This window comes from Azotobacter beijerinckii, from assembly GCF_900110885.1.
GTDB lineage: Bacteria > Pseudomonadota > Gammaproteobacteria > Pseudomonadales > Pseudomonadaceae > Azotobacter > Azotobacter beijerinckii.
Genome location: NZ_FOFJ01000010.1, coordinates 24810 through 48962 on the forward strand (window position 1 = coordinate 24810; position 24153 = coordinate 48962).

At 66.4% G+C, this 24153-nt stretch carries 23 protein-coding genes and 1 pseudogene; 13 read left to right on the forward strand and 11 right to left on the reverse strand.

The genetic code is table 11. From position 1 onward, the window contains the following. Window position 1: 1 nt before the first annotated feature. The 4 genes from livM to BMY22_RS07275 all read left to right on the forward strand — a co-directional run bounded on the left by livM (window position 2) and on the right by BMY22_RS07275 (window position 3462). Window positions 2-1279, forward strand: a complete 1278-nt coding sequence (livM, locus tag BMY22_RS07260; protein WP_090620769.1) for a high-affinity branched-chain amino acid ABC transporter permease LivM — start codon at window positions 2-4, stop codon at window positions 1277-1279. After that, a complete protein-coding gene (locus BMY22_RS07265; RefSeq protein WP_090620771.1) occupies window positions 1276-2151 on the forward strand; it encodes an ABC transporter ATP-binding protein in 876 nt (291 codons plus the stop codon). Before livM ends, BMY22_RS07265 begins: the two co-directional genes overlap by 4 nt. Beyond that, complete coding sequence (locus BMY22_RS07270) at window positions 2148-2864, forward strand: ABC transporter ATP-binding protein (RefSeq protein WP_090620773.1); 717 nt, start codon at window positions 2148-2150, stop codon at window positions 2862-2864. The genes BMY22_RS07265 and BMY22_RS07270 overlap by 4 nt, the downstream gene beginning before the upstream one ends. Before the next feature lie 127 nt (window positions 2865-2991). Next, window positions 2992-3462 carry a hypothetical protein gene (locus BMY22_RS07275; protein ID WP_090620775.1) on the forward strand — a complete coding sequence of 157 codons (471 nt, stop codon included), beginning with the start codon at window positions 2992-2994 and terminating at the stop codon, window positions 3460-3462. A 10-nt stretch (window positions 3463-3472) separates the two neighbouring features. Here the strand turns inward: BMY22_RS07275 and BMY22_RS07280 are convergent, their stop codons facing one another. The 6 genes from BMY22_RS07280 to arsB all read right to left on the reverse strand — a co-directional run bounded on the left by BMY22_RS07280 (window position 3473) and on the right by arsB (window position 9892). After that, window positions 3473-4657 (reverse strand): thiolase family protein, encoded by a 1185-nt coding sequence (locus BMY22_RS07280; protein ID WP_090620776.1) that lies wholly within the window; start codon window positions 4655-4657, stop codon window positions 3473-3475. Between the two features lie 310 nt (window positions 4658-4967). Continuing rightward, a complete protein-coding gene (locus BMY22_RS07285) occupies window positions 4968-5585 on the reverse strand; it encodes a TPM domain-containing protein (RefSeq protein ID WP_090620778.1) in 618 nt (205 codons plus the stop codon). Window positions 5586-5600: 15 nt separating this feature from the next. Continuing rightward, window positions 5601-6323 (reverse strand): TPM domain-containing protein, encoded by a 723-nt coding sequence (locus tag BMY22_RS07290; RefSeq protein WP_090620780.1) that lies wholly within the window; start codon window positions 6321-6323, stop codon window positions 5601-5603. After that, the gene (locus tag BMY22_RS07295) at window positions 6320-6934 is read right to left on the reverse strand and encodes a LemA family protein (protein ID WP_090620781.1); all 615 of its coding nucleotides are present in this window, start codon (window positions 6932-6934) and stop codon (window positions 6320-6322) included. The genes BMY22_RS07290 and BMY22_RS07295 overlap by 4 nt, the downstream gene beginning before the upstream one ends. Before the next feature lie 101 nt (window positions 6935-7035). Next, window positions 7036-8799, reverse strand: coding sequence for an arsenical pump-driving ATPase (gene arsA / locus BMY22_RS07300; RefSeq protein ID WP_090620783.1), 1764 nt, complete (start codon window positions 8797-8799; stop codon window positions 7036-7038). Between the two features lie 13 nt (window positions 8800-8812). Beyond that, window positions 8813-9892 carry an ACR3 family arsenite efflux transporter gene (gene arsB / locus BMY22_RS07305; RefSeq protein ID WP_090620898.1) on the reverse strand — a complete coding sequence of 360 codons (1080 nt, stop codon included), beginning with the start codon at window positions 9890-9892 and terminating at the stop codon, window positions 8813-8815. Window positions 9893-10146: 254 nt separating this feature from the next. Between arsB and BMY22_RS07310 the strand changes: the two genes are divergently transcribed. Next, entirely contained in the window at window positions 10147-10503 is a 357-nt protein-coding gene (locus tag BMY22_RS07310) for a metalloregulator ArsR/SmtB family transcription factor (protein ID WP_090620785.1), read from the forward strand. Between the two features lie 68 nt (window positions 10504-10571). Here the strand turns inward: BMY22_RS07310 and BMY22_RS23705 are convergent. Further along, window positions 10572-10670 (reverse strand): annotated as a pseudogene (locus BMY22_RS23705) (arsenical resistance protein ArsH); the annotation flags it as partial. Between the two features lie 9 nt (window positions 10671-10679). Between BMY22_RS23705 and BMY22_RS07315 the strand changes: the two are divergent. The 3 genes from BMY22_RS07315 to BMY22_RS07325 all read left to right on the forward strand — a co-directional run bounded on the left by BMY22_RS07315 (window position 10680) and on the right by BMY22_RS07325 (window position 14646). Next, window positions 10680-11009, forward strand: a complete 330-nt coding sequence (locus tag BMY22_RS07315; protein ID WP_090620900.1) for a YnfA family protein — start codon at window positions 10680-10682, stop codon at window positions 11007-11009. A 22-nt stretch (window positions 11010-11031) separates the two neighbouring features. After that, window positions 11032-12036, forward strand: coding sequence for an ArsJ-associated glyceraldehyde-3-phosphate dehydrogenase (locus BMY22_RS07320; RefSeq protein ID WP_090620787.1), 1005 nt, complete (start codon window positions 11032-11034; stop codon window positions 12034-12036). Window positions 12037-12696: 660 nt separating this feature from the next. After that, complete coding sequence (locus tag BMY22_RS07325) at window positions 12697-14646, forward strand: DNA topoisomerase III (RefSeq protein WP_090620789.1); 1950 nt, start codon at window positions 12697-12699, stop codon at window positions 14644-14646. Between the two features lie 30 nt (window positions 14647-14676). On the opposite strand, the gene BMY22_RS07330 is transcribed toward BMY22_RS07325, so the two are convergent. After that, on the reverse strand, window positions 14677-14886 hold the full coding sequence (locus tag BMY22_RS07330) for a hypothetical protein (RefSeq protein WP_090620790.1): 210 nt from the start codon (window positions 14884-14886) through the stop codon (window positions 14677-14679). Between the two features lie 196 nt (window positions 14887-15082). Between BMY22_RS07330 and BMY22_RS07335 the strand changes: the two genes are divergently transcribed. Then, entirely contained in the window at window positions 15083-15415 is a 333-nt protein-coding gene (locus tag BMY22_RS07335) for an FxLYD domain-containing protein (protein ID WP_090620792.1), read from the forward strand. A 414-nt stretch (window positions 15416-15829) separates the two neighbouring features. Further along, window positions 15830-17041: an organoarsenical effux MFS transporter ArsJ gene (gene arsJ / locus BMY22_RS07340; RefSeq protein WP_090620794.1), complete on the forward strand. Its 1212-nt coding sequence runs from the start codon at window positions 15830-15832 to the stop codon at window positions 17039-17041. 17 nt (window positions 17042-17058) lie between these two features. Here arsJ and BMY22_RS07345 read toward each other — a convergent pair whose 3' ends face one another. The 3 genes from BMY22_RS07345 to BMY22_RS07355 all read right to left on the reverse strand — a co-directional run bounded on the left by BMY22_RS07345 (window position 17059) and on the right by BMY22_RS07355 (window position 20459). Continuing rightward, complete coding sequence (locus BMY22_RS07345; protein ID WP_090620796.1) at window positions 17059-19422, reverse strand: heavy metal translocating P-type ATPase; 2364 nt, start codon at window positions 19420-19422, stop codon at window positions 17059-17061. A gap of 145 nt (window positions 19423-19567) precedes the next feature. Beyond that, entirely contained in the window at window positions 19568-20218 is a 651-nt protein-coding gene (locus tag BMY22_RS07350) for a methyltransferase family protein (protein ID WP_090620798.1), read from the reverse strand. Further along, the gene (locus BMY22_RS07355; RefSeq protein ID WP_090620799.1) at window positions 20205-20459 is read right to left on the reverse strand and encodes a DUF2933 domain-containing protein; all 255 of its coding nucleotides are present in this window, start codon (window positions 20457-20459) and stop codon (window positions 20205-20207) included. The genes BMY22_RS07350 and BMY22_RS07355 overlap by 14 nt, the downstream gene beginning before the upstream one ends. Window positions 20460-20820: 361 nt before the next feature. Here BMY22_RS07355 and BMY22_RS07360 point away from each other — a divergent pair, with 361 nt between their 5' ends. From BMY22_RS07360 to BMY22_RS07370, 3 genes are all read left to right on the forward strand, one after another. Continuing rightward, on the forward strand, window positions 20821-21144 hold the full coding sequence (locus tag BMY22_RS07360) for a hypothetical protein (protein WP_090620801.1): 324 nt from the start codon (window positions 20821-20823) through the stop codon (window positions 21142-21144). 84 nt (window positions 21145-21228) lie between these two features. Then, complete coding sequence (locus BMY22_RS07365; protein ID WP_090620803.1) at window positions 21229-21876, forward strand: c-type cytochrome; 648 nt, start codon at window positions 21229-21231, stop codon at window positions 21874-21876. Window positions 21877-22012: 136 nt separating this feature from the next. Continuing rightward, window positions 22013-24133: an LTA synthase family protein gene (locus BMY22_RS07370; RefSeq protein WP_090620805.1), complete on the forward strand. Its 2121-nt coding sequence runs from the start codon at window positions 22013-22015 to the stop codon at window positions 24131-24133. Window positions 24134-24153 lie beyond the last annotated feature (20 nt).

Genomic DNA, 24153 nt, shown 5'->3' on the forward strand with positions numbered 1-24153 from the left:
CATGCCCGAGCGTTCTTCCCTGGATATCCGCCAGCCCCTGCTGGATAGCGTGCTCGCCGGGCTGATCGCCCTGGTGGTGTTCGGCCCCATCGTCGGCGTGGTGCTCGACGGCTACGGCTTCAACCTGCAGCCCGCGCGCGTCGCCTGGATCGTCGGCACGGTGATGCTCGGCCGTTTCCTCCTCAGTCTGTTCCTGCACAGCGTCATCGGCCGCGGCTGGCTGCAGCGTCTCGACGGCGGCGGCGCGGGCGTGCAGGTGCTGGCGCCGGACTATCGCTCGCGGTTGCGCTGGATCGTCCCGCTGGTGCTGCTGGCGGCAGTGGTCTTGCCATTCTTCGCCAACAAATACCTGCTCACCGTGGTCATCCTCGGGCTGATCTACGTGCTGCTCGGTCTCGGCCTGAACATCGTGGTCGGCCTCGCCGGGCTGCTCGACCTGGGCTACGTGGCCTTCTACGCGATCGGCGCCTACGGTCTGGCGCTCGGCTACGAATACCTCGGCCTCGGCTTCTGGAGCGTGCTGCCGCTGGCCGCGCTCACCGCGGCGCTGGCCGGGGCGCTGCTCGGCTTCCCGGTGCTGCGCATGCATGGCGACTATCTCGCCATCGTCACCCTGGGCTTCGGCGAGATCATCCGCCTGGTGCTGAACAACTGGCTGTCCCTCACCGGCGGGCCGAATGGCATGTCGGTGCCGGCGCCGACCTTCCTCGGCCTGGAGTTCGGCCGCCGGGCCAAGGACGGCGGGGTGCCGTTCCACGAGTTCTTCGGCATCGCCTACGACCCCAACCTCAAGTTCCTGTTCATCTACGCGGTGCTGTTGCTCACCGTGCTGCTGGTGCTCTACGTCAAGGGCCGGCTGATCCGCATGCCGATCGGCCGGGCCTGGGAGGCGCTGCGCGAGGACGAGATCGCCTGTCGCGCCATGGGCCTCAACCACGTGCTGGTCAAGCTCTCGGCGTTCATGCTCGGCGCCTCCACCGCCGGGCTGGCGGGGGTGTTCTTCGCCAGCTACCAGGGCTTCGTCAACCCGACCTCGTTCACCTTCTTCGAATCGGCGCTGATCCTCGCCATCGTGGTGCTCGGCGGCATGGGCTCGACCCTGGGTGTAGTGCTCGCCGCCTTCGTGCTGACGGTGGCGCCGGAGCTGCTGCGCAGTTTCGCCGACTACCGGGTGTTGCTGTTCGGCATGCTGATGGTACTGATGATGATCTGGCGGCCGCGCGGACTGATCCGCATCAGCCGCCGCGGTTTCGCGCAGCGTCCGGGGGTGGCGCCATGAAGGACGACGAGATTCTCAGCGTCGAGCACCTGTCCATGCAGTTCGGCGGCATCCGCGCGCTCCACGACGTCAGCCTGGGCGTCAAGCGCCACTCGATCACCGCGCTGATCGGCCCCAACGGCGCCGGCAAGACCACAGTGTTCAACTGCCTGACCGGCTTCTACCGCGCCAGCGGCGGCAGCATCCGCCTGAATGCCCGCGGCCGCAGCACCGACGTGCTGCAGGTGCTCGGCGGGCCGTTCCGGGCGGGCGACTTCGTCAACCCGCGGCGCTTCGCCAGCCGCCTGCGCTACAAGCTGTTCGGCGGCACCCACCTGGTCAACCGTGCCGGGCTGGCGCGGACCTTCCAGAACATCCGGCTGTTTCGCGAGATGTCGGTGCTGGAGAACCTGCTGGTGGCCCAGCACCTGTGGGTCGAGCGCAACCTGCTGGCCGGCATCCTCAACACCCGGGGCTTCCGGCGAGCCGAGGAGCAGGCGCTGGAGCACGCCTTCTACTGGCTGGAGGCGGTCGATCTGGCCGACTGCGCCAACCGCCTGGCCGGCGAGCTGTCCTACGGCCAGCAGCGCCGCCTGGAGATCGCCCGGGCCATGTGCACCCGGCCGCAGCTCCTCTGCCTGGACGAGCCGGCCGCCGGCCTCAACCCGGCCGAAACCGCCGCGCTCAGTCGGATCATCCGCACCCTGCGCGACGCGCACGAGGTCACCGTGCTGCTGATCGAGCACGACATGGGCCTGGTGATGGGCATTTCCGACCACATCCTGGTGCTCGACCACGGCGAACTGATCGCCGAAGGTCCGCCCGCGGCGATCCGCCACGACCCCAAGGTGATCGCCGCCTACCTGGGCGCCGACGAGGAGGAGCTGGCATGAGCGTGCCGCTGCTGGAATTTCGCAACGTCGACCTGCACTACGGGCCGATCCAGGCGCTGCGCCAGGTCAGCCTGCACGTCGAGGAGGGCGAGACGGTCAGCCTGATCGGCGCCAACGGCGCGGGCAAGTCGAGCCTCTTGATGTCGATCTTCGGCCAGCCGCGCCCGAGCGCCGGGCAGATCCTCTACCGCGGCGAGGACATCACCCGCAAGTCGGCCCACCATGTCGCCTCCGGCGGCGTGGCCCAGTCGCCGGAAGGACGCCGGGTGTTCCCCGACATGAGCGTGGAGGAGAACCTGCTGATGGGCACCATCCCCATCGGCACGGCGCACGCCGACGAGGACCTGCGGCGGATGTTCGCGCTGTTTCCGCGTCTCGAGGAGCGGCGCAACCAGCGCGCCATGACGCTCTCCGGCGGCGAGCAGCAGATGCTCGCCATCGCCCGCGCGCTGATGAGCCGGCCGCGCCTGCTGCTGCTCGACGAACCCTCCTTGGGCCTGGCGCCCATCGTGGTCAAGCAGATCTTCCAGATCCTCCGCGACCTGGCGGCCGGCGGCATGACTATCTTCCTCGTCGAGCAGAACGCCAACCACGCGCTCAAGCTCTCCGACCGCGGCTACGTGATGGTCAACGGGCAGATCCGCCTGTCCGGTACCGGGGAGGAACTGCTCGGCAACCCGGAGGTGCGCAGCGCCTATCTGGGCGGGCACTGAGCGGCGGTGCTGCGCAAGGAGGGACTTTTTCCGCCCGCAGCCCGGCTCCAGCCCTTAAACTTGCATCGCCCACGGGGCGGCCGCCGGCCGGCCCCGTTTCGTTTCGGCTCGATTCAGCGAGGATTTCATGCAGGACAACGCTTTCCCGGTTGCCGGTCAGGTCGGTTACGTCGCCATCGAGCAGCCGTTCGGCGTGCAGCCGCCCAAGGTGCATTGCCCGATCTGCGGCCAGCAGCAGTTCGTCGAGCGGGACGACGAGTATCTGGAAACTCCCTGCGAGCACCTGGCCTTCGTTTTTGGCGGCGATGAGGACGAGTTCGTCTATGCCTCTGCCGACTTCACCGAGCGTTTCGCCCGCTTCGATGCCGAACTGGATGCGCGCTTCCCCGACGAGGCATCGCGCGGCGGCGAGGACTACGAGGAGGCCAGCAGCTTCTACCGCGACCTGTTTCCCCGCCGGCTGGCCGAGATGGGCTACGGTGCCCACCTGCTGGCCCTGCGCATCACCTATGGCGGCATGGCCGAAGGCGGCCCGGTGTGGTTCAGCGACGTCTACGGCTTCGACTACGCCGCAATCCGCGAGGACGATGCGCCTTAACCCATCCGGATCACAATATTTCCAGCGCGAGCGCGATGCCCTGTCCTCCGCCAATGCACAGCGTCACGATGCCGCGCTTTTCACCGCCACGCTGCATGGCGTGCAGCAGGCGGGTCGTCAGCACCGCACCGCTCGCACCAATCGGGTGTCCATGCGCGATTGCGCCGCCCTCGACGTTGACGATCGCCTCGCTGAAGCCGATCTCGCGAAGACAGGCCAGTGCAATCGCCGCGAAGGCTTCATTGATCTCGACCCGCTCCACATCGGCCACCGACCAGCCGGCCCGGGTCAGCGCCTGCCGTACCGCAGGCACCGGCCCGAGGCCGAACAAGCCTGGCTCGACCGCGCCCACACCATAACTGACCAGTCGGGCCATCGGGGCCAGACCGTTGCGCTCCGCCCAGTTGCGCTCGGCCACCAGCATGGCCGCCGCACCGCTATTGAGCCCCGGCGCATTGCCCGCCGTGATGGTGCCGTCCTTGCGAAACGCCGGTTTGAGCCGGGCCAGGGATTCGGCCGTGGTTTCCGGGCGGTTGTGCTCATCCTTGGCAAACAGGCTCGGCCCCTTGCGGCCAGGCACCTCCACGGTGGCGATTTCGGCCTCGAACAACCCCGCCGCCTGAGCTTGTGCAAAGCGCTGCTGGGAACGAAGTGCCCAGCGATCCTGATCGTCACGCGAGATACCGCACTGGCTGACCAGGTCTTCGGTATGCCAGCCGGAATGCTGCCCGCTGAAGGCATCGTTCAGCCCATCGAAGAGCATGCTGTCGTGCATGGTGACATCTCCCATCCGCGCACCCCAGCGACCCTGTGGCAGCAGGTAGGGGGCACGGTCCATGTTCTCCATGCCGCCGGCAATGGCACACTCGGTCATGCCTGACCAGACTTCAAGCGCAGCACTGGCGATAGCCTGAGCACCGGAGCCGCAGACGCGGTTGACTGCCAGGGCAGGAACTTCCAGCGGCAGCCCCGCTGCGATACCGGCCTGGCGGGCCGGATTCATTTTCACGCCGGCCTGAATCACGTTGCCCATGATCAGCGACTGCACCTTGTCGGCCGCCAGACCCGAGCGTGCCAGACTCTCGCGAATCGCCGCCGCTCCCAGATCCGGTGCCGGCACATTCTTGAGCGCGCCATCATAGGTGCCAATCGCGGTACGTACGGGGTTGCACAGCACTACGTCGATCTTGCTCATGGATGGTTCTCCTGCCTGCCGAGTGAGTTGAAGAACTGCCTCTGGAGGTCGCCATGCCCGTCGTGCTCAGGGCAAGGGCGCGAGTCCCGGAGACACCGGCGCGAAGCTGTCGCCGAGGGGCGTTGGTGGCCGGTCACGGAGACGGAAGGGACGCCCCCCGTTGCACGGCACCGCCGTAAGCGTAGTTGCGCACGTTGAACTTGAGCGACTGGCCCGGGACCCCGGCCGACATGATGTCGCTGCGGTAGACGGCGTGCGCAAGGCTTGAAGAATAGCCGTCGGCGCTCAGGAGCCTTGAAAGGGCGGGCTCTCAGGACAGAATCACCAGACGGTCGGGCAGCTCGTTGCGTTCATGGGTGGCGGGCAGGTGCTCCTTGAGCAGCGCGCCGCAGGCCTCGATGCAGGTGAGGAAGCCCTGCAACGTCTCGCCGCGTTTCACCTGGGCGGTGAAGGTTTCGACGATGGCCTGCCAGGTGGAGTCGTCCAGGCGACTGGAAATTCCCCGGTCGACCAGAATTTCCACATAGCGCTCGGCCTCCGAGACGAAGATCAGCATGCCGCTCTCCGCCTCGGTGCGATGCAGGTTGAGTTCGATGAACTGCCGCCGGGCCAGGTTGCTGGCGCGCCAGTGGCGTACCGCCCGGGGGACCAGTCGGGTGGTGATGGCGGGAAGACGGAACAGCAGGCTGCAGAGGATGAAGGTCGCCCACTGCGCCAGCAGCAGGTGCCCCGCGCTCAGCCAGCCACCGACGAGGTTGACCGGGCCGGGCAGCAGCAGGGCGACCAGCCCGGCCCAGAGCAGGGAGATATAGGTGTAGTCGTCGGCCCGCGCCGCCAGTACCGTCACCAGTTCGGCATCGGTATCGCGCTCGATCCGCTCGATCGCCGCGGCGACCTGCCGCTGTTCGCTTTCGGTCAGCAATTTCATGGGTTGTCCGTGTCCTTACCAGCCACCTGAGGCTCCACCGCCGCCGAAGCCGCCGCCCCGCCCGCTAAAACCACCCCCACCACCGCCTCCGCGACGCAGGCCGCCCAGCAGCGCACCGGCTATGAATGCACCGCGGCCATGCCCGCTGCGGATCAGCAGCAGGATGACCATCAGCAGCAGGAGTAGCGCGCCCGGCGACGGCCCGTCCGCATCCCGATCCGCGGCGCCCGATCCTTGTTCGCCCGGCAAGGGCTCGCCGCCCAGTACCCGGATCATCGCCGCCGCCCCTTCGGTGACGCCGCGGGCAAAGTCGCCTTGCTTGAAGGCGGGAGCGATGATGTTGTGGATGATGAGCGAGGACTGGGCGTCGGTCAGGCGCTCTTCCAGGCCATAGCCGACCTCGATGCGGACCTGCCGTTCGTCGCGCGCGACGATCAGCAAGGCGCCGTTGTCCTTGCCCTTCTGGCCGATGCCCCAGCGGCGGCCCAGTTCGACGCCGAACTCCTCGATGCTGCGCCCTTGCAGGTCCGGAACGGTGACCACCACCAGCTGATCGCCGGTCGCCTGCTCATGGGCCGCCAGCATCTGGGTCAGGCGGGCCTCGGTGGACGCATCGAGCAAGTCGGCATGATCGACCACCCGTCCGCTCAAGGTCGGGAAACTGACCTCCTGCGCCTGGACGAGGAGGGCGCAGGCGCAGAGCAGCAGGCCCTGAAGGAGCCTGTGTGCCGCGCTCATCGGAACTTCACTTGCGGCGCCTGTTCCGCGCCCTGGGTCGTGGCCTCGAAGCTCTCGCGGACCGGCATGTCGCTGTAGAGCACGCTGTGCCAGATGCGCCCGGGGAAGGTGCGAATCTCGGTGTTGTAACGCGCCACGGCGGCAATGAAGTCGCGACGCGCCACCGCGATGCGATTTTCGGTGCCTTCCAGCTGGGACTGCAGGGTGAGGAAGTTCTGGTTGGACTTCAGCTCGGGATAGCGCTCGGAGACCACCATCAAGCGGCTCAGCGCGCCGCTCAGCTGATCCTGTGCCTGCTGGAATTGCTGCAGCTTCTGCGGATCGTCCAGCGTGCGGGCATCCACCTGGATGGAGGTGGCCTTGGCCCGGGCCTCGATCACCGCGGTCAGGGTTTCCCGTTCCTGCTGGGCGTAGCCCCTGACCGTTTCCACCAGATTGGGAATCAGGTCGGCACGCCGCTGGTACTGATTTTCCACCTGCCCCCAGGTCGCCTTGACCTGCTCGTCGTAGGTGGGAATGTCGTTGATGCCGCAGCCCGCCAGGAGCCACGACACGACCAGGAGCGTGGCCAGCCGCCAATCGAACCGATAGCCTTGCTTGGAATGGATCATCCGCTTGTTCCGTCTTGCCAATGGAGTGGGCCTGCCACAACGGTAGACCATTGGCAGCCAGAAGCCTGGCGGCCAAGGGGTTTCGAACGGCCGCGGATGCGTCACCGGCCGCCCGGCCTGCTCAGTGCCAGCAGGCGCTGCACGCCGACCGGCTCCTCGGCGAGCAGCGGCACCACCGCATGGCGGCGGGCATGTCGGCTGGCCACCGCCTCGATTTCGCGCAACTCGCTCCAGGCCCGCTGGCGCAGCAGGGGCGAGTCGGTGTGTGCGGCGGCGACGCTGTTGTTGATCACCCAGGCCCAGGGTTCGATGCCGGCGCGGCGCAGGTCGGCCTGCAGGTTGGCGGCCTCCAGTACCGGGGTGGTTTCCGCCAGGGTCACCAGCAGCACCTTGGTCTGCTGCGGGTCCTGCAGTTGCATCATCGGCGTGGTGAAGCGCATCCCGCTGGCGCCCATCTGCCGCTCGATCTCGCGGTGGTAGGCGCCGGTGGCGTCGAGCAGCAGCAGGGTGTGGCCGGTCGGTGCGGTGTCCATGACCACGAACTTGCGGCCGGCCTCGCGGATGACCCGCGAGAAGGCCTGGAACACCGCGATCTCCTCGGTGCAGGGCGAGCGCAGGTCCTCGGCCAGCAGCGCGCGGCCGGCCTCATCCAGCTTGGCGCCCTTGGTCGCCATCACGTGCTGGCGGTACTGCTCGGTCGCGGCCTGGGGATCGATGCGGCTGACGCTGAGGTTGTCCAGCGAGCCGTTCAGGGTTTCGCCCAGATGGCCGGCGGGGTCCGAGGTGGTGAGGTGCACTGGCAGGCCGCGGTGGGCCAGCTCCACCGCCACGGCGGCGGCCAGGGTGGTCTTGCCCACGCCGCCCTTGCCCATCAGCATCACCAGGCCATGGCCGGCGGCGGCGATCTCGTCGACCAGTTCGGCGAGGCTCGGGGCCGGCAGCGTGGGCGCGGCGGCTACCGCTTCGAGGGGGGCGCTGCCGGCGCCGTCGAGCAACTGGCGCAGCGCCTCGACGCCGACCAGGTTGAACGGCTTGAGGGCGATCCGGTCGCAGGGCAGGGCGCCGAGTGCTGCAGGCATGGCCGCCAGCGCCGCCTGCTCGCGGGCGCAGACGGCGGCGGCCAGGGTGTCCTGCGCGGCCTCGGTGGGTGGCAACACGCCGTTGATCACCAGGTACTGCTGGCGCAGGCCGATGGCAGCCAGTTCCTCGTGGGTGCGTGCCACCTCGCGCAGGGTCGCCTGCTGGGCGCGGGCGACCAGCACCAGGCGGGTGCGTTGCGGGTCTGCGAGGGCTTCCACCGCTTCGCGATACTGGCTGCGTTGTTTGTCCAACCCGGCCAGCGGGCCGAGGCAGGAGGCGTCGCCCTTGCCGGCTTCGAGAAAGCCGCTCCAGGCGCCGGGCAGTTGCAGCAGGCGGATGGTGTGGCCGGTGGGGGCGGTATCGAAGACGATGTGCTCGTAGTCGGCAGTCAGCGCCGAGTCGACCAGCAGTGCGGTGAACTCGTCGAAGGCGGCGATCTCGGTGGTGCAGGCGCCGGACAGCTGCTCCTCCATGCCGCGGACCACGTCCTCGGCCAGCACGCCGCGGGCCGGGCCGACGATGCGCTCGCGATAGGCCTCGGCGGCGCCCTGCGGGTCGATCTCCAGCGCCGTCAGGTTGGCTACCGCCGGCACGGCGGTGATGTGGTTGCCGATGGCGATGCCGAACACCTGACCGACGTTGGACGCCGGGTCGGTGCTGACCAGCAGCACCCGCTTGCCGCTCTCGGCGAGGCGGATGGCGGTGGCGCAGGCGATCGAGGTCTTGCCGACGCCGCCCTTGCCGGTGAAGAACAGAAAGCGCGGTGGCTGCTCGAGAAATTCCATGGGTGTTGCCTCCTCAGTTGTGCGACAGGCCGCGCTCGTACCAGGCGCGGCTGCGGTTCACCGTGCGTACCAGCCAGAGCATCACCGGCACCTCGATCAGCACGCCGACCACGGTGGCCAGCGCGGCGCCGGAATCGAAACCATAGAGAACGATGGCTACCGCCACCGCCAGTTCGAAGAAGTTCGAGGCGCCGATCATCGTCGAAGGCCCGGCGATGTCGTGGCGTACCCGGAAACGGCGATTGAGCCAGTAGCCGAGTCCGGCGATGAACAGGGTCTGCAGCAGGATCGGTACGGCCAGCATCAGGATGATCAGCGGCTGTTCGACGATCGCCTCGCCCTGGAAGGAGAACAGCAGCACCAGGGTGGCGAGCAGGGCGACGATGGAGAACGGGCCGATCTTCGCCAGCGCCGTCTGGAAGGCCGCCGCACCGCGCCTGAGCAGCCGGGCACGGATGAACTGGGCGATGGCCAGCGGGACGACGATGTACATCGCCACCGACAGCAGCAGGGTGTCCCAGGGCACCGGGATCGACGACACGCCGAGCAGCAGGGCGACGATGGGCGCGAAGGCGAAGATCATCACCAGGTCGTTGAGCGCCACCTGGGTCAGGGTGAAGTTGGCGTTGCCGCCGCACAGGTTGCTCCACACGAACACCATCGCCGTGCAGGGCGCGGCGCCGAGCAGGATCAGCCCGGCCATGTAGCTGTCGATCTCGCCGGCCGGCAGCCAGGGCGCGAACACCTGTTCGATGAACAGCCAGCCGAGCAGCGCCATGGAGAACGGCTTGACCGCCCAGTTGACGAACAGAGTGATGCCCATCCCGGCCTTCTGCTGGTAGAGCTCGTGCAGGGCGCCGAAGTCGATCTTCATCAGCATGGGGACGATCATCACCCAGATCAGCACGCCGACCGGGAGGTTGACCTGGGCGATCTCCAGCGCGCCGACCCCCTGGGCCACGGCCGGTGCATAGAGGCCGAGCAGGGTGCCGGCGACGATGCAGAGGAACACCCAGAGGGTCAGGTAGCGCTCGAAGAAGCCGAGCGGGGCGCCGGCGGCCTGCCTGGCCGCCACTTCGCAGGGGCTGGACATGGGGGAGATCTCCTTTTCCGGCCGGTTCACGTCGATGGTCATCAGTCTTTCATCTGTCTTTTCGAATATGTTGACATCCAGATGAGTTCGGGCTGTCGGGGGGGCTTTGGCCCCGATAGCCCGGAGCTTCAAATCATCGACTCCTTGAAAGTCCATGCAGCTCGGACTCGTCAAGTGTGCTCCTTTCACTTAATATGCGGCAAGCCATATGTTTTGGTTTCCAAATTCATGAAAAGCAACGTCTGGGGATTGCCATGGTCGAGCACCTGACTCCCACCATGGTCTTCAAGTGTCTGGCCGAAGAGACCCGGGCGCGGATGACCCTGCTGATCGCCCGCGAGGGTGAGCTGTGCGTCTGCGAGCTGACCGCGGCGCTGGAGCAAAGCCAGCCGAAGATTTCCCGCCACCTCGCCCAGCTGCGCGCCTGTGGCGTGCTGGAAGACCGCCGCCAGGGGCAGTGGGTGTATTACCGCCTGCATCCCCATCTGCCGGACTGGGTGCACGAGATGCTGAAGACCATCCTGGCCGCCAACCGGAACTGGCTCGGCCCCGAGTTGCAGCGTCTGGAGCGCATGCGCAATCGCCCCGAACGCGCAACCATCTGCGCCTGAACCTGCAACCCGCGTCGCGGACGGAGACAGCCCATGCACGACGATCTGCCCAACCTCGGTCCGCGCATTCTGTTGCTCTGCACCTTGGGATGGGTTTTCTGCGCGTCGTCCGGCAGCGGCAGGCCGAAAGGATCGAAGATCCGCGTTTCGGCGCCGAAACGCTCCAGGCCAGGCCCATGCTGAAAACCGTTGCCCTGTTTGCAGTGACCGCCGTTGCCGAGATTCTCGGCTGCTATCTGCCCTATCTCTGGCTCCGGGAGGGCAGGAGCGCCTGGCTGCTGGTGCCGGGGGCGATCTCCCTGGCGCTGTTCGCCTGGCTGCTGTCGCTGCATCCGACGGCGGCCGGGCGGGTCTATGCCGCCTATGGCGGGGTATACATCGGCGTTGCCCTGTTCTGGCTGTGGTGGGTCGATGGAGTACGTCCGACCTGGTGGGACCTGCTCGGCGGCAGCGTCGCCCTCACCGGCATGAGGGCGATCATCATGCTGGCCCCGCGAAACTCCTGATTTCTGAAACGAGGAAACCTTCATGACCATCAAGGTAGGCATCAATGGCTTCGGCCGCATCGGACGTCTGGCCCTGCGCGCCGCCTGGGGCTGGCCGGAGCTGGAGTTCGTGAGAATCAACGACCCGGCCGCCGACGCAGCCACCCACGCCCACCTGCTCAACTTCGACTCGGTGCACGGCCGCTGGCGGCACGAGGCCGGCAGCGACGGCGACTGCGTGACGATCGACGGCAAGCGCATTCCGGTCACCGCCAACAAGGCCATCGCCGACACCGACTGGTCGGATTGCGACGTGGTGATCGAGGCCAGCGGCAAGATGACCAAGGTCGCCCTGCTGCAGGCCTATCTGGACCAGGGCGTCGGGCGCGTGGTGGTCAGCGCGCCGGTCAAGGAGCCGGGCGCGCTCAACGTGGTGATGGGGGTGAACGACCAGCTGTTCGATCCGGCGCAGCACCGCATCGTCACCGCCGCGTCTTGCACCACCAACTGCCTGGCGCCGCTGGTCAAGGTGATTCACGAGAACCTCGGCATCCGCCACGGCGCGATCACTACCATCCACGACCTGACCAACACCCAGAGCATCCTCGATACGCCGCACAAGGACCTGCGCCGCGCCCGCGCCTGCGGCATGAGCCTGATCCCCACCACCACCGGTTCGGCTACGGCGATTGCCGAGATCTTCCCGGAGCTGCGCGGCCGCCTGAACGGCCACGCGGTGCGCGTGCCGCTGGCCAACGCCTCGCTGACCGACTGCGTGTTCGAGGTGGAGCGCGAAACCACGGTGGAGGAGGTCAACGCCCTGCTCAAGGCCGCCGCCGAGGGGCCGCTTGCGGGCATCCTCGGCTACGAGGAGCGGCCGCTGGTGTCCATCGATTACCGTACCGACCCGCGTTCGTCGATCGTCGACGCGCTCTCGACCATGGTGGTCAACGGCACCCAGGTGAAGCTCTATGCCTGGTACGACAACGAGTGGGGCTACGCCAACCGTACCGCAGAGCTGGCGCGGCTGGTGGGACTGGCCCGCTAAGCACGCCGACGTTTCCCGCTGTCATTACCGCTCAGCGCGGGGGTCCAAGCGCCTGGCAGAGGCATCGGCTCGATGGGGTGCCGGCGCCCCGTTGAGGGGAAAGTCCAGACGCAAAGGCTTCAATCGCCTTTGTATGTGCCTTGCCAGGCGATACCGACTATCGACACCAGAAGAATCGTCGACCAGAAAGCCCACTGAATACCCATGGTGCATAACCTCCGGAGCAGTGATGCTTGCTAAATCCCAAGCAAGTATCCTTCCAGCGAAGGGGTGTCCGCTCTACGGGGCTCACTGCGCGGCAGGCTCGCATCCGCGACGATGGGCAATTGTCCCATATATGAAACAGTCGGCCTTTCTTTAAGAGGTGGCATGTTTCATATGTGGGATATTCCGGCGGGCTGCGGGTTTCCAGACCATGGCGTCCGGCAAGCTGGTGTTGGGGATTTTTGCCGTGCCGGCCGCGTTCGAGCGAGGTCGGCCTGATCCTCGGCGCGGGCATGTGGCTCGAAAAAGGGCAGCCGTTCACGACAAACGCCGCCAGGTGGTGCTTGTCGGGGCCAGGTCGGCATCTTTATCTGTGCATTTATACAGGCAGCGATTGCCTGAACGCCGATTACTGCACATGCTTGACGCCATCGCGACAACCGACGATGGCGGACCATGCGACTCTTCCTCTGTGAAAAACCTTCCCAGGCCAAGGATATTGCCAGGATGCTCCAGGCCACCCGGCGCGGCGACGGCTGCTGGCTGGGTGCGAACGTGACGGTGACCTGGTGTATCGGCCACCTGCTGGAAACCGCGCCGCCGGATGCCTACGACGCCCGCTACAAGCGCTGGGTGCTGGATGATCTGCCGATCGTTCCCGAGCAGTGGAAGATGCTGGTCAAACCCAAGACCGCCAGTCAGTTCAAGGTCGTCAAGCGCCTGCTCGGCGAGGCCCGCGAGCTGGTCATCGCCACCGACGCCGACCGCGAGGGCGAGATGATCGCCCGCGAACTGGTGGAGCACTGCCGCTATCGCGGGCCGATCCAGCGGCTCTGGCTGTCGGCGCTGGACGATGCGTCGATCCGCAAGGCGCTGGCGGCGCTCAAGCCGGGCGCCGAGACCTTCACCCTCTACCATGCGGCACTGGGCCGCTCGCGCGCCGACTGGCTGATCGGCATGAACATGAGCCGGCTGTTCACCCTGCTCGGGCGGCAGTCCGGCTATCAGGGCGTGCTACCGGTGGGCCGTGTGCAGACGCCGACCCTGCGCCTGGTGGTCGACCGCGACCGCAGCATCGCCGACTTCGTTCCGGTGCCGTACTGGGCCATCGAGGTGCAACTGCTCGGCGCCGACGGTACGCCCTTCGTCGCCCACTGGCGTGCGCCGGAGGAGGTCTGCGACGAGCAGGGGCGCTGCCTCAAACAAGAATTGGCGCAACGGGCGGCAGACGCCATGCGCCGCGCCGCCAGCGCGCGGCTGGTCGAGCTGAAAACCGAGCGGATGCGCGAGGCGCCGCCGCTGCCGTTCGACCTCGGCACCCTGCAGGAGGTCTGTTCGAAGAAGCTCGGCCTGGGCGCCCAGGAAACCCTCGATATCGTCCAGGCACTCTACGAGACCCACAAGGTCGTCACCTATCCGCGCAGCGATTGCGGCTACCTGCCGCTCAGCCAGCACGGCGAGGCGCCGGCGATCCTGGCGGCGCTGGGGCGTGCCGATCCCGCCCTGGCCGGGCTGCTGCCGTACCTCGATCCGCAGCGCCGCTCGCGGGCCTGGAACGATGCCAAGGTCGGCGCCCACCACGGCATCATCCCCACCGCTGCCGCCAAGGATCTCGACCGCCTGGTGGGCAAGCAGCGCGCCGTGTTCACCCTGATCCGCGCGCGCTACCTGGCGCAGTTCCTGCCCAACCACGAGTACGACCGCACTCAGGCCGACTTCGACTGCGCCGGCCACGCCTTGCGCGCGGTGGGCAAGCGCATCGTCGAGCCGGGCTGGCGCCGTGCGCTGCCCGAAGCCCTGACCCCGGCCAAGGGGCGCGAGGCACCGCCGCCGCAAGACCTGCCGGCCCTGTGCGAGGGGCAGGACTGCGCCGTCGCGCAGGTGACGCTCAAGGATCTCTGGACCCAGCCGCCCAAGCCGTTCACCGAGGGCGACCTGATCAAGGCGATGAAGAACGTCGCCAAACTGGTCGACGACCCGCGGCTTAAGCAGAAGCTCAAGGACACCACCGGCATCGGCACCGAGGCGACCCGCGCCGGAATCATCCAGGGCCTGCTGGAGCGCGGCTATCTCATCAAGCAAGGCAAGGCCCTGGCGGCCACCCCGGCGGCCTTCGGTCTGATCGACGCCGTGCCGCGGCCGATTGCCGACCCCGGCACCACGGCGATCTGGGAGCAGGCGCTGGACATGGTGCAGAGCGGCGAGATGCCGCTGGAGGAATTCGTCGCCAAGCAGTCGGCGTGGATGAGCAAGCTGGTGGAGCGTTGCGCGGGCCTGCGCCTGACCATCGGCGGACCGGCGATCCCGGCCGGAGGCGGCGCCGCGCCCTGGAAGAAGAAGCGCAAGGCCGCCCCGCGCAAGACGGCGACGGGGCGGCGCAGCAAAAAGCCGGTTGCTACGGATTGAACCCGGTAGGGGCGGGTAATCGAGTGAATCCTAGACGCCTTCGGTGCGAATGTACTCCTCGGTCGCCCGGACTACCTGTTCGCGCCAGCTATCGGCCTCCTCGCCGAGCAGGGCTACGGCCTGGCACATGGCCAGGAGGGCTTCGCGGTAGAGTGTCGGATCGTTGTGTGCGACGGCCTGATCGGCCTGTCGCCGGGCTTGTTCGAGCAGGCTGTCGAGAGCGTTCTTGTCGAAGTGCATGGCGGTCGCTCCGGAGATTACTTTTATAGAGAGTAGATCAGCGGTTCTCTGCAGAAATAGCGCTTTATGCTATTAACGCCGGGCTTTACTTCAATCTGGGCAGTATGGAGAGGTACTTAAATGGGACTTTTTCATGGGCGAATGACCAAGTGTCAGGCTGCCCGATTCGGGGGATGCAATGCAGTCAAGAGTGAAAATGGCACTGATGGCCCTGGTGTTCTCGGCCGGTGCGCTGGCAGCGGATGACATTAGGTTGCGAAACATGCAGCTGATCACCATGGGCCACAAGACCTACCTCCAGGGGACGGGGGTGAACGTCTCGGGACGCGATCTGGAAAACGTGGCCATCGATCTCGATATCCTCAAGGCGGGCAAGATAGTCGGCAGCCGTGTCATCGAGGCACGCGTGATCGGTGCCGACGAGGCCTGGCGGATCTGGCTGCCCATCGACATCGATGGCTCCGACGGTTTCCGCGTCCGCACCATCCGCGCGGTTGGCGCGTCCAGCGAAGGCGTGGCTGCGCACTGATCCACCGGGCTGCGGTGCCGTGACCCTCTATGCCGCCATCGAGAGCGGCGTGCGTTCGGCGATGTCCGCAGCCGCAAGGTAGCGTCAGCGTGCGATCACCGGCGGCAGTTCGCCCGTCCAGCGTTCGATCTCCACACACCACGTCGCCGTCGGCAATGCCGCCGTGCGGCGGCATCCTGCGGGTTGAACATCTCTTCTCGTCGCGGCCTTGCAGAAGCATGGATATTCCTCGATGAGGGCCGGAACCGATCCGGCCGGCTGGATGAGGCGACATGCTGGGTAGGCACAGTGCAGGCAAGGAAATTCGAATATCCGATAGGGGTTATATTTGGCTTGCTTTTTATTCTTCTGGTCGGCGTTTAGCCGCCGTCTTTCACAAGCGATCCGAACCTCTGCTTCCCAGGACCCAACCCCATGCACACCCTGTCCAACCTGTCCCCGGAGGTACGTCAGTACCTCTTGGTCACCGGCAACTACTGGGCCTTCACCCTCACCGACGGCGCTTTGCGCATGCTGGTGGTGCTGCATTTCCACGGCCTCGGCTACAGCCCGCTGGAGATCGCCGCGCTGTTTCTCTTCTACGAGTTCTTCGGCGTGGTCACCAACCTGGTCGGCGGCTGGCTCGGCGCGCACTTGGGCCTCAATCGCACCATGAACCTTGGCCTCGGCCTGCAGGTGCTGGCGCTGCTGATGCTCACCGTGCCGGCGGCCATGCTCACGGTGCCCTGGGTGATGGCGGCGCAGGCGCTGTCCGGCATCGCCAAGGACCTCAACAAGATGAGCGCCAAGAGTTCGATCAAGCTGCTGGTGGCGGACGGCCAGCAGGGCACGCTGTATCACTGGGTCGCGCTCCTGACCGGCTCGAAGAACGCCCTCAAGGGCGTCGGCTTCTTTCTCGGCGGCGCGCTGCTGGCGCTCTTGGGGTTTTCCGGCGCGGTGCTGGCCATGGCCGCGGTGCTGGCGCTGATCTGGCTGGGCAGTCTGGCGACGCTCAAGAAGGATCTGGGCAAGGCCAAGAGCAAACCCAAGTTCCGCGACCTGCTCTCGAAGAGCCGGGCGATCAACATCCTGTCCGCCGCGCGTTTGTTTTTGTTCGGTGCCCGCGACGTGTGGTTCGTGGTGGCGCTGCCGGTGTATCTGGCGAGCACCTTCGGCTGGGACTTCTGGCTGGTCGGCGGCTTTCTCGCCGTCTGGGTGATCGGTTACGGCATCGTCCAGTCGTTCGCCCCGTACTTCACCGGCAAGCGGCGCGGCCAGGTACCGGACGGCCGCGCCGCCTTCGGCTGGGCGCTGTCGCTGGCCGGGCTGCCGGCGGCGATTGCCCTCGGCCTCGACACGGGGCTTTCCGCGCAGGCGGTGCTGATCGGCGGCCTCCTGCTGTTCGGCGCGCTGTTCGCCGTCAACTCCTCGCTGCACAGCTACCTGATCGTCAGCTATGCGAAGGAGGACGGCGTGTCGCTGGACGTGGGCTTCTACTACATGTCCAACGCCCTCGGCCGGCTGCTCGGCACCCTGCTGTCGGGCTGGGTGTTCCAGGCGTATGGCCTCACGGCCTGCCTGTGGGTGTCGAGTCTCTTCGTGCTGCTGGCGGCGCTGATCTCCCTCGGGTTGCCGAAGGTTCGTTGACCGGCACGCTGCGATGCTCAGGCGCTGCCGATGGTCGCCCGCTTGAGTAGGGCGGAGTTGACGATCACCGACAGCGACGACAGGGCCATGGCCGCGGCGGCGAGGATCGGGTTGAGCAGGCCGAGGGCGGCGATGGGCACGCCGATACTGTTGTAGACGAAGGCCCAGAACAGGTTGCGCTTGATGGTGCGCATGGTCGCCCGCGACAGGCGGATGCCGGTCACCACGTCGCGCACGTCGCTGCGCACCAGGATGATCCCGCCGGTTTCCTTGGCCACGTCCGAGCCGGAGCCGATGGCGATGCCGATGTCGGCGGTGGCCAGCGCCGGGGCGTCGTTGACGCCGTCGCCGACCATCGCCACGACCTTGCCCGCGGCCTGCAACGCCTTGATCGCCTTGGCCTTGTCGGCCGGCAGCACGTCGGCGATCACCCGGTCGATGCCCAGCGCGCGGCCGATCGCCTCGGCGGTGCGGGCGTTGTCGCCGGTGAGCATCACCACCTCGATGCCCTCGGCGCGCAACGCGACGATGGCCTCCAGGGCTTCGTGCTTGAGGGTGTCGGCCACTGCGACGATGGCCGCCAGCCGGCCGCCCTCGGCCAGTAGCATCGCGGTCTTGCCGTCGGCCTGCAGGCGTTCCAGTTCGCTCTCGGCGTCGCCCAGCGCCACCCCCTCGCGCTCCATCAGCCGGCGATTGCCGAGCAGCACGGTATGACCGTCGATCTCGCCGCGCACGCCGTGGCCGGGGATCGAGTCGAAGCCCTGCACCCTGGCCGGCTCGATGCCTTCCTCGCGGGCGCCGCGCAGTATCGCCTCGGCCAGGGGGTGTTCGGAGTCGACTTCCAGGCTGGCGGCCAGGCGCAGGGCCTGACCGCGGTCGAAGCCGCCCAGAGGCAGCACGTCGGTGAGCGCCGGTTCGCCGCGGGTCAGGGTGCCGGTCTTGTCGAAGACCACGGTGTCGAGCTTCTCGGCCTTCTCGAGGATCTCGCCGCCGCGGATCAGGATGCCGGCCTGGGCGCCGCGGCCGACGCCGACCATCAGCGCCGCCGGGGTGGCGATGCCGAGGGCGCAGGGGCAGGCGATGATCAGCACGGCGATGAACGCCAGCAGGCCCTGCGGGAAGTTGCCGGCCAGCCACCAGCCGACGAAGGCCAGCACGGCGGTACCGACCACCGCCGGCACGAAGTAGCGGGTCACCTGGTCGGCGATGCGCTGGATCGGCGCGCTGCTGGCCTGGGCTTCCTCGACCATGCGGATGATCTGCGCCAGCGCCGTCTCGGCGCCGATCCGCGTGGCCTCGAAGCGGAAGCTGCCGGTGCGGTTGAGGGTGCCGCCGATGACGCGGGCGCCAGGCTGTTTCTCCACCGGCATGGATTCGCCGGTCAGCATGGACTCGTCGACGGCCGAGCTGCCCTCGGTCACCAGGCCGTCGGTGGCGATGCGCTCGCCGGGACGGACCACCACGGTTTCGCCGACCATCACGCTGTCGGCGGGGATTTCCGTCTCCACGCCGTCGCGGATCACTCGGGCGGTGGCGGGCTTGAGGTCGAGCAGCTTGCGCACCGCCGCCGAGGAGTGCTTCTTGATGATCTCTTCCATGTACCTGCCCAGCAGCACGAAGGCGATGATGACCGCGGATACCTCGAAGTAGACGGCGCGCTCGTCCACCTTCACCGGCAGTACCTCGGGGAAGAACAGCACCGCCACGCTGTAGAAGTAGGCCACCGAGGTGCCCAGGGCGATCAGCAGGTCCATGTTGATCGTGCGGTTGCGCAGGGTGTTGAAGGCACCCTTGTAGAAGCTCCAGCCGCCGATGAACTGCACCGGGGTGACCAGCAGGAACAGCCACATGCCCCAGGTGAACCAGGGCAGGGCGGGAATCGGCGCCCAGGTGAGAATCGTCGCCCCGGCGGCCAGGCCGATGAAGGCCCCGGCGCGCAGGATGGCCAGCGCCAGCACGCCGGTCAGGGCGATGGTCACCCGCCGGCGCATGGATTTCAGTTCGGTTTCCGGCGACTCGAAGATGCGCTGGCAACTGGTGCTGCAGAAGTAGTAGGTCCGCCCGCCGCGCTCGCTGTGCAGGGCGGTGGCCTTGTCGACCAGCATCCCGCAGACCGGGTCCTTCGCCAGGCCCGCTCGTTCCTTGCCGGAGGTCGCCTGCATCGGTTGCTCCGCGTGGGCTGTGAATGGCGCGCGCGCGCGGGCTGCGGGAGCTCTGACGTACTTGCCGGGTGCGGCTTCGAACTGTTCGAGGCAATGCGGCGAGCAGAAGAAGTAGGGCTGACCCTCATAGGTGGTGCGGGGGGCTGCCGAGGTTTCCTCGACCGGCATGCCGCAGACGGGGTCTACTGTTGGGGTGCGTCCGGGTACTTCGGTGTTCATAAGTCCCTCGCCATTGTCCGAAATCTAGGCAGCGGCTTCGACGCTGCTTGTGGAGCCTCGGGGGGCTCGTCTCTTCTGCCCGGTACGCGATTAGTCCGCACTCAGGTGGGGGCCGCCGCAGAGATGGGATACCCGACAGCCTGTTTCAGACTTCGTGGGCTTCCCGCTTCCGGCGAGGAAAAAACCTGGGCGTGTGCTGGGCGTATTGCTCGAAGTCCCTGCCGAACTGTTTGCGCATTTCCGCTTCTTCGGTAATTGCCAGGCGGCCGTACATCGCCAGCAGGAGCGGAAACATGATCAAGGTCAGCAGTGTCGGCCACTGCAGCAGGAACCCCAGCAGGATCAGTACGAACGCCACGTACTGCGGATGCCGGATTCGTGCGTAGGGGCCGGTCGTTGCCAGCCTGTGGTTGCGTTGCGCCTGATAGAGGACATTCCAGGCACTGGCCAGCAGATAGAAACCAAAGCCGAGCAAGAAGTAGCTGGCGATATGGAGGATGCCAAAGTGGGGATTGCCCTTTTCGCCAGCCAGAGTCGACCAAAGGTGCCCAGCATCATGGGACAGGAGATCGAGTTCCGGATGTTTGCTTTGCAACCAGCCGGACAGCAGATAGATGGTCAGCGGAAATCCGTACATCTCGACAAAGAGCGCGACGATGAATGCGGAAAACGCCCCGAAGCTTCTCCAGTCCCGTGCGCTCGCCGGTTTGAAGAAGCTGAAGGCGAACATGATGAAGACTGCCGAGTTCAGGATAACCAGCGACCATAATCCATAGGCCGGTTCAGCGTGGTTCATGAGGAGTCTTTCCGTCTATTCCTCTCCTGTCGTTTTTGCCATGGCCATGGCCGTGATGCATGAACAGGTGCATCAAGGGACAGGCAAGAAACAACAGATACGGCAATGCACCCACGACATGTGCGGTGTGCTCGGTGAGAAGAAAATAACCCGCTACTGCCCCGATCACGAGAAGACCGACGGCATGGCGTGAGTGCCAGAAACCCTTCGGGGGTTCGTCGGGCCCATGGTCATGCTTCATGAGTGTTTCTCCGTTGCGGGGTTGTCCAGGGGCAACTACATCGTTGGTAGATGCTTGTTTATGGATATCTGCCAGTTTTGGCGGAATTTATCTCGATCTTGCTCGATTTTCATGGGCTTTTGTTTGCTATTCATGCATTTGCATCCAGTCTAGTGCAATCCGACCGGGAGACTCCAAGCTGACGAAAATGTAATTCGGCCTGCGTGCCACATGCTTTGCTTGCCTTACGCAAATGTAATCAAAGCCTGTTAATCGGCGTGGCAGAGTAGTGAACCGCTAAAGCGGCTATTTTTTCTCTGGACGGCATCGTCGATCCTTCTCGGCCGCTGCCGCTTCGCGTCAATCCATCAGGAGTCGAAGAATGAGCAACTTCCCGAAACGCAAGGTTCTATTGGGCGGCTTTCTGGCGCTGTTCCTCGGTGCCGCCCTGCAACTGCCCGCGATGGCTGCGCAGGAGAAGAATGAAGCCGCTGCCGCCGATCACGCCAAGGAGCACCCCAAGGCACACCAGGAGCACCAGGGCGGTACCCCGAGTGGCGAGCACAAGATGAGCCACGAAGAGCACGAGAAGATGATGGAGGACATGCACGAAGAGCACATGGGCAAGGGCGGCATGGATCACGGCAGTCAGACCGCGCCCGACGACGAGAAGGGGGACTACGAGGAGGACGACTCGGAGGAGTGATTTCTCTAGTGCCGGCGGGACATTCGCGCCCGCCGCCTGCTGCCGACGGAAACGCATCGAGCTGATAGCTGATAAAGGAAAACCATGGGAGTTTGCAAGACGTTGGCCGTGAGCGGCCTGGCAGTTGCCGCGATCGGCGCGGGCGTGGTGTATTCGGGGCTGATCGAGGTGGGCGCCGACGTTCCGCATTCCGCGCCGGTCCATGCCGTGCTGGAAACGCTGCGTGAGCGTTCGATCGCCGTGCGTGCCGAGGATATTCAAGTGCCGTCGCTCGGCGACGAGGCGCTGATCCGCGCCGGGGCCGGAAACTACGATGCCATGTGCGTCGGCTGCCACCTGGCGCCGGGGCTGGGCGAAACCGAATTGAGCAGGGGTCTCTATCCGGCGCCGCCGAATCTGAGCCGGGTCGGCAGCGGCGGGAACCCGGCCGGCGCCTTCTGGGTCATCAAGCACGGCATCAAGTCCTCCGCCATGCCGGCCTGGGGACGGAGCATGGCCGACCAGCACATCTGGGAACTGGTGGCGTTCGTCGAGCGACTGCCGAGCCTCGATGCCGAGGCCTACCGGAGCCTGGTCGCGAGCAGCTCAGGGCACCGGCACGGCGGCGGGGAGAGCCTGTCGCAGGGGCATGGCGGCAGCCATCACGAGGACTCCGCTCCGGCTGCCGGGCAGGGCGAGGCACCGGCCTCGAAGACGCACATCCATGCCGACGGGAAACGGCATGTCCATTAAATGCGGCATCGGCGCCTCGGGCGCCGAAATTGACGGGTAGAACCAATCCTTGACAGTTTGTTCATCTGTTTTTGACGTATTCACCATGCCCCTATGAATAGAGTTGCCGCAGACTTCCTCCTGGAGCGCGGCAACCATGCCTACGAGCCGTCCTGTCGGGCTCGCCTTTTTGCGAAAAAATCACCGGGCATCAGCCCCGCAACCTGCGCCAACATCCTTCAACGTTTCCCTCGGACAGCACCTGGCCTTCACCCTGGCTAGCGCTGCCGTATTGATGGCCCTGTATTCCCTGCTGCGGCTGGCGTTGCTGATCTACAACAGCGAGCAGATCGGCACGGCCTCCGCCACGACCATCGCCGAGGCATTTTTCAACGGCCTGCGCTTCGACCTGCGCCTGGTCGTCTATATTTGCGCGCCTTTGCTGCTGGCCGTGGCGAGCCGTCGGGCGATGCGGGCGAGGGCGCTGCTGCGCACCTGGCTGACGCTCTTCGCCAGTCTGACCCTGTTTCTCGGCGTGCTGGAGCTGGACTTCTACCGCGAGTTCCATCAGCGCCTGAATGGCCTGGTCTTCCAGTATGTGAAGGAAGATCCGCAAACCGTGCTGAGCATGCTCTGGTACGGCTTTCCGGTGCTTCGCTACCTGGCCGCCTGGCTGCTCGCGACGGTTCTGCTGGGCTGGGTGTTCGGCCGCCTGGACCGGATCACCCGCTCGCCGGCCGTGGCGGGGCAAGAAGCCGCAGGCAGCCGCTGGCCGGTTCGGGCCGTGGCCTTATCGCTCTGTCTGGCGCTGGCGGTGCTCTCGGCGCGGGGAACCCTGCGCCAGGGGCCGCCGCTGCGCTGGGGCGATGCCTTCACCACCGACTCGATGTTTGCCAATCGGCTCGGCCTCAACGGCAGCCTGACGCTGATGGATGCCGCGCACAGCCAGTTCTCCGATCAGCGCGACAATATCTGGAAGGCCACTCTGGCGAGCGGCGAAGCCCGCCAGACCGTGCGGCAGATGCTGTTGACGGATGCCGACCGGCTGGTCGACGAGGGCAGCGCCGCCGTCCGCCGCGACTACTCGCCGCCACAGGAGAGCACCCTGCCGATCCGCAACGTGGTGGTGATCCTGATGGAAAGCTTCGCCGGCCATTACGTCGGCGCGCTGGGTGCACCGGGCGGCATCACGCCGAGCTTCGACCGGCTGGCGCAGGAGGGACTGCTGTTCACCCGCTTCTTCTCCAACGGCACCCATACCCACCAGGGTATGTTCGCCACCATGGCCTGCTTTCCCAACCTGCCCGGTTTCGAATACCTGATGCAGACGCCCGAGGGCGGTCACCGGTTTTCCGGACTGCCGCAACTGCTCGGCGCGCGGGGCTACGACAGCCTGTACGTCTACAACGGCGACTTTGCCTGGGACAATCAGTCGGGCTTCTTCGGCAGCCAGGGGATGCAGAATTTCATCGGCCGCCACGACTTCGTCAACCCGGTATTCTCCGACCCGACCTGGGGCGTTTCCGATCAGGACATGTTCGATCGAGCGGCCGAGGAGCTTGAACGCCGAAGCGCCGACGGAAAGCCGTTCTATGCCCTGTTGCAGACGCTCTCCAACCACACCCCCTATGCCTTGCCGGAACAGCTGCCGGTGGCCCCGGTGACCGGCTTCGGCGAGCAGGACCAGCACCTGACGGCGATGCGCTATGCGGACTGGGCGCTGGGCCGTTTCTTCGACAAGGCGCGTCAGTCGCCCTATTTCAAGAACACCCTGTTCGTGGTAGTCGGCGACCACGGCTTCGGCAGCAAGGAGCAGCTCACCGAGATGGACCTGCTGCGCTTCAACGTGCCGTTGCTGTTGATCGCTCCGGGCCTGCAGGAGAAGTTCGGCGCCCGCCGCGACATCGTCGGCACCCAGGTCGACATCGTGCCGACCGTCATGGGCCGCCTGGGTGGCGAGGTTCGTCACCAGTGCTGGGGCCGCGACCTGCTCGCCCAGCCGGCGGACAGCCCGGGCTTCGGCGTGATCAAGCCCTCGGGTGGCGACCAGACGGTCGCCCTGATCAGCGGCGACCGGGTGCTGGTGCAACCGCGCGACAGGCCGGCGAAGCTTTATTACTACCGTCTCGGCAGCGATCCGGCCAGCACGCCGCTCGCCGGGGCTCCCGACGCGGCGCTGCTCAAGCGCGAGCTGAACGCCTTCCTGCAGACCGCGACATCCAGCCTGCTGGAGAACACGGCTGGGGTGGCCGACGGCAAGTCTCAGCCGGCGCGTTGAGAGCGGCGCTCAGGGCTCGA

Excerpts from the sequence above, each read along its gene's own strand:
- BMY22_RS07270 (WP_090620773.1), top strand. The coding sequence starts at position 2,148 with ATGAGCGTGCCGCTGCTGGAATTTCGCAACGTCGACCTGCACTACGGG.
- arsB (WP_090620898.1), bottom strand. The coding sequence starts at position 9,892 with ATGTCCAGCCCCTGCGAAGTGGCGGCCAGGCAGGCCGCCGGCGCCCCG.
- BMY22_RS07350 (WP_090620798.1), bottom strand. The coding sequence starts at position 20,218 with ATGAACCACGCTGAACCGGCCTATGGATTATGGTCGCTGGTTATCCTG.
- BMY22_RS07290 (WP_090620780.1), bottom strand. The coding sequence starts at position 6,323 with ATGAGCGCGGCACACAGGCTCCTTCAGGGCCTGCTGCTCTGCGCCTGC.
- BMY22_RS07345 (WP_090620796.1), bottom strand. The coding sequence starts at position 19,422 with ATGAACACCGAAGTACCCGGACGCACCCCAACAGTAGACCCCGTCTGC.
- arsJ (WP_090620794.1), top strand. The coding sequence starts at position 15,830 with ATGCACACCCTGTCCAACCTGTCCCCGGAGGTACGTCAGTACCTCTTG.
- BMY22_RS07285 (WP_090620778.1), bottom strand. The coding sequence starts at position 5,585 with ATGAAATTGCTGACCGAAAGCGAACAGCGGCAGGTCGCCGCGGCGATC.
- BMY22_RS07265 (WP_090620771.1), top strand. The coding sequence starts at position 1,276 with ATGAAGGACGACGAGATTCTCAGCGTCGAGCACCTGTCCATGCAGTTC.
- BMY22_RS07310 (WP_090620785.1), top strand. The coding sequence starts at position 10,147 with ATGGTCGAGCACCTGACTCCCACCATGGTCTTCAAGTGTCTGGCCGAA.
- BMY22_RS07330 (WP_090620790.1), bottom strand. The coding sequence starts at position 14,886 with ATGCACTTCGACAAGAACGCTCTCGACAGCCTGCTCGAACAAGCCCGG.
- BMY22_RS07275 (WP_090620775.1), top strand. The coding sequence starts at position 2,992 with ATGCAGGACAACGCTTTCCCGGTTGCCGGTCAGGTCGGTTACGTCGCC.
- BMY22_RS07370 (WP_090620805.1), top strand. The coding sequence starts at position 22,013 with ATGCCTACGAGCCGTCCTGTCGGGCTCGCCTTTTTGCGAAAAAATCAC.
- BMY22_RS07355 (WP_090620799.1), bottom strand. The coding sequence starts at position 20,459 with ATGAAGCATGACCATGGGCCCGACGAACCCCCGAAGGGTTTCTGGCAC.
- BMY22_RS07315 (WP_090620900.1), top strand. The coding sequence starts at position 10,680 with ATGCTGAAAACCGTTGCCCTGTTTGCAGTGACCGCCGTTGCCGAGATT.
- livM (WP_090620769.1), top strand. The coding sequence starts at position 2 with ATGCCCGAGCGTTCTTCCCTGGATATCCGCCAGCCCCTGCTGGATAGC.
- BMY22_RS07335 (WP_090620792.1), top strand. The coding sequence starts at position 15,083 with ATGGCACTGATGGCCCTGGTGTTCTCGGCCGGTGCGCTGGCAGCGGAT.
- BMY22_RS07320 (WP_090620787.1), top strand. The coding sequence starts at position 11,032 with ATGACCATCAAGGTAGGCATCAATGGCTTCGGCCGCATCGGACGTCTG.
- arsA (WP_090620783.1), bottom strand. The coding sequence starts at position 8,799 with ATGGAATTTCTCGAGCAGCCACCGCGCTTTCTGTTCTTCACCGGCAAG.
- BMY22_RS07325 (WP_090620789.1), top strand. The coding sequence starts at position 12,697 with ATGCGACTCTTCCTCTGTGAAAAACCTTCCCAGGCCAAGGATATTGCC.
- BMY22_RS07360 (WP_090620801.1), top strand. The coding sequence starts at position 20,821 with ATGAGCAACTTCCCGAAACGCAAGGTTCTATTGGGCGGCTTTCTGGCG.
- BMY22_RS07365 (WP_090620803.1), top strand. The coding sequence starts at position 21,229 with ATGGGAGTTTGCAAGACGTTGGCCGTGAGCGGCCTGGCAGTTGCCGCG.
- BMY22_RS07295 (WP_090620781.1), bottom strand. The coding sequence starts at position 6,934 with ATGATCCATTCCAAGCAAGGCTATCGGTTCGATTGGCGGCTGGCCACG.
- BMY22_RS07280 (WP_090620776.1), bottom strand. The coding sequence starts at position 4,657 with ATGAGCAAGATCGACGTAGTGCTGTGCAACCCCGTACGTACCGCGATT.